The organism is Tetragenococcus muriaticus DSM 15685 (assembly GCF_000423785.1).
In the GTDB taxonomy this organism is placed as follows: domain Bacteria; phylum Bacillota; class Bacilli; order Lactobacillales; family Enterococcaceae; genus Tetragenococcus; species Tetragenococcus muriaticus.
The window spans coordinates 1-4,467 of record NZ_AUIQ01000087.1 but is presented as its reverse complement, the minus strand read 5'-3'; the positions used below and the strand labels follow the sequence as shown (position 1 = coordinate 4,467).

At 35.2% G+C, this 4,467-nt stretch carries 4 protein-coding genes and 1 pseudogene; 1 reads left to right on the top strand and 4 read right to left on the bottom strand.

Features of this window, described 5'->3' with window-relative positions:
- Nucleotides 1–172 (top strand): annotated as a pseudogene (locus G577_RS12095) (IS110 family transposase); the annotation flags it as partial.
- Between the two features lie 175 nt (nt 173–347).
- Here the strand turns inward: G577_RS12095 and G577_RS0110020 are convergent.
- The 4 genes from G577_RS0110020 to uriH all read right to left on the bottom strand — a co-directional run bounded on the left by G577_RS0110020 (nt 348) and on the right by uriH (nt 4,204).
- The gene (locus G577_RS0110020) at nt 348–1,283 is read right to left on the bottom strand and encodes a ribokinase (protein ID WP_038027755.1); all 936 of its coding nucleotides are present in this window, start codon (nt 1,281–1,283) and stop codon (nt 348–350) included.
- A 49-nt stretch (nt 1,284–1,332) separates the two neighbouring features.
- Nucleotides 1,333–2,010, bottom strand: a complete 678-nt coding sequence (locus G577_RS0110015; RefSeq protein ID WP_028791048.1) for a GntR family transcriptional regulator — start codon at nt 2,008–2,010, stop codon at nt 1,333–1,335.
- 184 nt (nt 2,011–2,194) lie between these two features.
- Entirely contained in the window at nt 2,195–2,881 is a 687-nt protein-coding gene (gene deoC, locus G577_RS0110010) for a deoxyribose-phosphate aldolase (protein WP_028791047.1), read from the bottom strand.
- A 378-nt stretch (nt 2,882–3,259) separates the two neighbouring features.
- Nucleotides 3,260–4,204 (bottom strand): uridine-preferring nucleoside hydrolase UriH, encoded by a 945-nt coding sequence (gene uriH / locus G577_RS0110005; RefSeq protein ID WP_197052292.1) that lies wholly within the window; start codon nt 4,202–4,204, stop codon nt 3,260–3,262.
- Nucleotides 4,205–4,467: the final 263 nt, after the last annotated feature.

The window sequence follows — 4,467 nt, the reverse complement described above, 5'->3', positions numbered from 1 at the left end:
TCGGCATTTGCCCGAATATCAAGCCTTTTATCGTAAAAAGTATCAAGAAACACCGAAACATCAACACAAAAGAGCCCTCGTTTTAACTGCAAGAAAATTTGTGCGCTTGGTGGATACGCTACTACGGAACCACCAACTCTATACGCCACCTAGGAGCGTGATAGAAAAATAACGAAAAAGTTATTTGCGCATTGCTAGGGAAACAGCCTATGAAAACGCTTGATTTGCATAGGCCTAGTTCAGTGCGCCTATTTTTTAGTGGTAGAGTAACAATAAATTCATTTTTTATCTTGACTCTTTACCACTATGCTTATCTTTCATTTAAAACTATACAAATAATACACCATTTAACGGTCCCTTAAGTGATATAGCTCACACATATCTTCTCTGGTTGGTATCCCGGGAATAACTTCATACTTTGTTACTGCATACGATCCAGCTATGTTAGCAAATTTTGTAGCTTCAACTAGACTTTCGTTCTCTGCCAATGCTACTGCTAACGCGCCTGTAAAAACGTCACCTGCCCCTGTAGTATCAACTACCTCGGCTGACAAAGACGGAACAGTTTCGACACTATCTTTAGTAACAACAAAACAGCCCTTTTCTCCACGTGTAACTACAACTGCTTCAGGCCCCTCGTTAAGCAAGTTTTGTGCTAAAATTTTACACTCATCATGTGATAAATCCAAAACAGTAGACTTACCATTCAACAATAATAGTTCTGTTTCATTAGGAGTTACAATAGTTGCATTTCGTAATAATTTAATTGCTTGTTTATTAGCAGGAGCAGGATCTAAGATCACCTTTTTGTCTAAACGTTGAGCAATTTCCATCCCCATTCCTACAGTATCTAGAGGTATTTCTAATTGAAAAATAACAATACCAGCATCTGAAATCACTGACTCTAGATTTACCATATCTTCTGGTTTTAGTTCACTATTGGCTCCAGGATCCACAATAATACAATTGTCATTCGCATCATTAAGCAAAATAATACCAACGCCTGTATTCTTATCAAAAGAATATTTTACGTGTGAAGTATCAACACCGTAATTATTCAACATTCTAATTCCATCTGTAGCGTAACTATCATTCCCCAAGCAGCCGATAAAAGTTGTATCGCCACCAAGGTTAGCTGAAGCAACAGCTTGATTTGATCCTTTTCCTCCATAACTTTCAGAAAAATCGCTTCCAATTATTGTTTCTCCCCATGAAGGCACTCTGCTAGTTTTACAGGTCAACCCTGCATTGTAACTTCCGATAGAAAGGATTCTTTTATTCAAAACACTCCACCCTCCTAAAATCGCTTTCAAATTTGCCAAATCCCACAATTCATCTAGTAAGAACTGAAGTGATTTCATATTTATCTGTCCTCAATAGAACTCTCGACTGTTCCAAAGGCGTTTTTTGTTCGTTAAATGTATATTGAGTAATACATAAAACTGGTTCATTTTCCCTCAGGTCTAACAATATAGCTTCTTCATGGGTTAAAGAAACTGCTGTGAATTTCCTTACGCCATGTGAAATCCTTGAATTAGCGTGTTTTTCAATAGCATCAAAAACGCTTACTTTTTCAAAATCCTCTTCTTCAATTGTCGGACAATATTGTAAGGGAATCCAATTTTCAAAAAAAATAGCCGGTTCATTTTCAATAAAACGTACTCTTTTCAAATATAGTACTGAAATGTTATCTTCAATAGATAGTGATTTTTGGATTAAAGATGACGATTGTATTACTCTTTTCTCAATTACCTTTGTTGTAAAATTGTACCTTTTAAAGTCCATAGATTCCGCAAAAGAAATTAATTCTTGTGCAAAAGGGTAAGATATCTTATTGGCTGTTACATACGTTCCTTTTCCTTGAATGCGGATAAGTAACCCCTTATCGATTAGACGGTCGATCGCTTTTCTAAGAGTCCCTCTACTTATATTTAATTCTGTAGCAAAAGAATTCTCAGAACGTAATTGATACCCTTCTTGCCAATTTCCACTTTTTATGTTATCTATCATCCATTCAGCGCAACTTGTTGATAAATGGGTAGGGGGTCGTTATTATTTTTTTTGAATAACAATTCCATAAACAGCCTCATCCTTTTTAATGTTAATTTTATAAAGATTAAGTACATACACTATATCATTAGGAAGACCTTAATGAAATTGTTAACGCCTAAAGGCACACAACTAATAACTTTTTTTAATAATCGCTTAACGCCTCATCTGTTCCGCCAGCAATCTTCACCCCTGAACTAGTACCAAGTAAAACTGCTCCAGCGTTTAAAATTTCTGTAGCTCTTTCCATATCACGAATACCACCTGATGCTTTTACCGGTACTCTTCCATTTGAAACCTCTTTTAATAGCTGAATGTCTTCAACAGTAGCATGACCTCCCTTTCCCCAGCCGCTTGAGTTTTTAAGGTAAGTAATACCTGCGTTTATTGCTGCTTCAGCCGCTCTAGCTTTCTCATCTTGGGTTAACATTCCAAACTCCAGCATGATCTTTGTTACTTTCCCATTAGCTGCTTTGACAATCTCCTCAATTTCTTTTTGATATTCCTTATCTTTTCCATCTTTAATAAAGCTAATATTAGCCATAAAATCTATTTGATCAGCGCCGGCTTCTACTACATCTCTCATTTCTTGAACTTTTGAGGAAGTCAACGCCCCACCCATTGGAAACCCTAAAGCCGTACAAATATTTATATCTGTGCCAGCAAGATACTTTTTAGCTTCTTTAATCCAACATGGTAATAACATTACTCCGTCAAACCCATACTCTAAAGCATCCTCACAAATTTTTTTAACATCTTTACTCGTCATATCAGGATTAACGTCAGTATGTTGAATCTTTTTAATGATTTCTGTTTTACTAAATTCTTTCATCATAACCCACCTCAAAACTTAATTTTGTATGAACATGTTCATACATGTCTATGTACAGGGTAACAACTCGTTTAAAAAAAAGTCAATAAAAAATGTAAGCACTTTCTGTATGCGCTATAACTTTAAATATACGCAACTATTTTTTATTATAAAGTAAAAAAGCGGCCTACTTTTAGAAATAAAGTTTACATTTAATAACTTCACTATTTTACCAAGTATATTTTTTGCACTCTTTATAATTGCACACAATAAAATAATTTATAAATCAGCAACTACATATCTAGGGGACATAAAAAGACATGAGCCAAGCAAATTTTAGGTTACACGGTAAAACCTGGCCTATCTTAAAAATACAGGCCAGGTTTTATATAATCGAATTTATCCAATATTACTTAACGCATCGTAAATTAAATCCCAAAACTTTGTATGGTTTAATTTTGTTGCTACAAAGGTATTATTTTCTTTCGGAATTGGGTATCTAAAATCTGCTACAGTCATTCCCCTTGTCAGTTTGCCAGTTAATTCAATATCTACTGGGACAGATAATGTAGTTACTACCGAAGGATCTATTAAGTAAGCTACAGTACATGGGTCATGTACTGGTGGTGCTTCAAACCCTTGATTTTGTTTATACATATCCGTAAAGAATTCTAATAGTTCTACTATAAAATTTGAAGTACTTGTATTGATACTTTTAATGTTGGTTACAACATCCTGTGTAGCTAAAGCTTGATGGGTCAAATCGAGCCCCACCATAGTAACTTTCCAATCTTCATTAAATACGATATGAGCTGCTTCGGGGTCAGTTATAATATTAAACTCAGCTACAGCACTCCAATTCCCTGTATTGTAACCTCCTCCCATTATAACTACTTCTTTTACCCTCTTAATTATCTTGGGTTCTTTTCTGGCCGCTAGAGCAACATTCGTTAAACTTCCAGTAGCTACTAAAGAAATAGTTCCACTTGGATTATTCATAACGGTTTCAATTATTAAATCAACCGCATTAACATCGGACAAAGGTACAGTAGGTTTAGGTAACTTAGGCCCATCTAAACCAGATTCCCCATGAATTTCACCAGCAACTTCAATTTCTTGTACTAATGGCTTTTCGGAACCAGCAGCTATTGGAGTATCTGTCATACCTATAACAGTACTAACTGCTCTAGCGTTATTTGTTACTTTATCAAGCGTCTGGTTACCTGCAACCGTAGTAATTGCTAGAAGGTCTATTTCAGCACTTCCATATGCCAAAATTATCGCAATTGCATCGTCATGACCTGGATCACAGTCTAAAATAATCTTCCCTGACAATAAACTCATCTCCCTTTTAATTGTATAAGCGAGCGCTTTCAAGTAAATGATAAAGTAATTTTGTAGTTAATTCAACCCCACATTAAACATACCAAATTTCATACTATTCAATTTGACTTTGTTTAGAAAGCGTTTTATTATGCACTCAGAAACAATTAAGTGCATAAGTAAAAATGTAAAGACTTGTGGTAATAAGTCAAGAGAAAATCCAAAAAAATAAAGTTGATTTTGGACTTTCAAAGGAAAAAAAGAACGCACTGAACTAGACCCGC

What these genes read in the sequence shown, in the direction of transcription:
- G577_RS0110015 (WP_028791048.1), bottom strand. Translation starts at nt 2,010, where the DNA reads ATGATAGATAACATAAAAAGTGGAAATTGGCAAGAAGGGTATCAATTA.
- deoC (WP_028791047.1), bottom strand. Translation starts at nt 2,881, where the DNA reads ATGAAAGAATTTAGTAAAACAGAAATCATTAAAAAGATTCAACATACT.
- uriH (WP_197052292.1), bottom strand. Translation starts at nt 4,204, where the DNA reads ATGAGTTTATTGTCAGGGAAGATTATTTTAGACTGTGATCCAGGTCAT.